A 2,264-nucleotide genomic window follows, 5' to 3' on the forward strand; every position below is an offset into this window, starting at 1 on the left:
GAAGCCATCCTCGTCCAATTCGGCCAACAACCTGGCATATCTCCCGACCAGGAAGCCCAGCTACGCGCAGCCATCCTATCCGATACCGAACTGCTCGGAAAACTGAACCTGGCCACACAGAACAGTCAACTTCTGGGCTTTGCATTACCTGCCGAAAGCCACACCGCGCCCATCCCCGTCGGCCATTACCACCGCCCAACGGGCATCCTCTCGCTGCCATCCACCGCATTCCAGCCCAGCGGAACCGCCCCCGGTACCGAGCTCGGCGCCGTGCTCAGGGTGCAGGAAATGACGCTTCGCTTCGGGCACGACAGTTATGTCATCCCCACCCCACCGGGCAGGCCGGAGATCAGGCTCCCGGTCAGCCAGGACATGCTGGACAACCTCCAGACCACGCTCAACGGCTCACCCGTGTTGGCCGAACAAGTAAAACGCGCCGCGATCACGCCCGATACCAGCCCCCATGCCTCGGGCAGGCTGCTGGAGAACTTCGGCTTTGTCCGCTCGGGCATCGTGGCCGGCGGCACCTACACCGGCGGCAATCACGCCATGCGCCTGCCGCCGCTGGCTTTACAGACCAAGACCGCTGCCCATCCGCAGGGCGGTTTCGATGCGGACGACCTTACCTTCGTGATCGGCCACGAAATCCAGCATGGCTTCAACCACCCGGGCAAGATGCGGGCGACGGTGACTTTTTTCCAACAGGTGGTGGATATCTCGGAAAGTCCCGACGAGATTCACGACTACTCCGCCCCCACCCGCGACTACATCCAAGCCGCACGTGAGGATGAGGCCAAGGCGGAGATTGCGGGGTGGAATGCCTCGTTAGGCCGTCAACAGCGAATCACTCCGGGATTTTCTTTAAATGACATGCTTCAACGAACATCAATAACTGTTCAGGAAAGGGTGAGGGATTTTGCAGAAATCAACACCACCACCAAAATTGCAACCCCCAAACCCGGCCTCACCTTCAACCCAGACCACAGCCTGGCCTATTCACCCGCCAATATCGCCGCCATGGGGCAGCATTATTTCGACCGCCCCGCGCCGGAACACGCCCCGCCCGGTCAAAGCCCCGTCCAACTGGGCGAAAGCGGCAAGGCCGACTACGCCAACTATTACGGCGCCTGGGCCATCGAGCAAATCATCCATACCGAACGCCACCACGCCCAACAACACCCGGCGCTCACCCATAAACTGACCCTCGACATGGCGGGCATCGGCTTGAAGGAAAAGCTGATGGAGCAGGAAGGCATCGATATCGCCATCGACAAGGCCACCCCGCACCCTTATTACGACAGCAGCCAGACGCCCGCGGCACCGGGCCGCTTCCATCACACCCAGGATGGCAGTATCGACCCACGGCACGACCATCGATATGTCCCCGTGACGCCACCGCCCGCTCCCACGATGCAGCCCCGGCCTGCTGGCAATTCGGAGAGGGAAAACAGCGACCCGCCATACCCGCCATACCTACCGGCCCATGCCAACCCCCAGCCCACCCGCTACTCCGCCCCCTTCCTTCCCCCCTTCGTCTCCGCCATCGACGCACTCGACGAAAAAGAAAGGGAATGGAATCGCCTGCTTGCCGAAAGCCCCTTCGACGACCCCTATCTGGATCGGGCCTACGCCGCATTGATGACCGGCGACAGCGACGCCCTCGACCGCATTTCCATCGAATTCGCACAAACGCCCGAAGGCCAACATCTGGCGCGACTGGGCGACCGGCTGTTGGAAGAACAGCAGCGGGCGCAGGCACAGACGCAGCGAGGGCCGGTGCTGCACTTGTAACTCACGGGGTCACGATCGAAGGGGAGAAACCGATGGATAACGCATCGTCGAAGCATGCCGTCCAGGCCATTTTGTTGCTGCGCTCGGAGCTGGCCCAGCGCGAAGCCCGCATGAGCGCCGCGTTCCACCAGCAGATACAGGCGCTTCAGCGGGAAGCGAGCCGGTTTCGGCGCGAGGTGGCCGGCATCGTCGACAGCGCCGGCGCGCGGATTGCCGGGGAGGCGCGTGATGCGGTGATGCCTGTCGCCCAGGAATACGAGCGCGCGGTATCGGCCACTTCCGCGCATCTGCATGGGGCGAGCCGGACGGTCTGGCTATGGTTCGGCGCGACCGGAAGTATCTTGCTGCTGGTATTGCTCACCAGCTGGGCGGTGCTGGGCCACTACCGGCGCGAGTTGGCGGTGACGCAAGCGGAACTGCGCCGCCACGAGAACGCCATTCCGGTACTCCAGGCGTTTCAAGCCTCGGATGCC

2 protein-coding genes are annotated in these 2,264 nt (G+C 62.8%); both read left to right on the forward strand.

Annotated elements, in window-relative coordinates:
- A partial coding sequence (locus EBB59_RS13970; RefSeq protein WP_122102586.1) for a hypothetical protein occupies positions 1–1,791 on the forward strand: 1,791 nt, incomplete at its 5' end.
- A 32-nt stretch (positions 1,792–1,823) separates the two neighbouring features.
- Positions 1,824–2,264 (forward strand): hypothetical protein (locus EBB59_RS13175; protein WP_122102587.1); only part of this gene is annotated, 441 nt, incomplete at its 3' end.

Source organism: Solilutibacter pythonis, from assembly GCF_003697345.1.
GTDB lineage: Bacteria > Pseudomonadota > Gammaproteobacteria > Xanthomonadales > Xanthomonadaceae > Solilutibacter > Solilutibacter pythonis.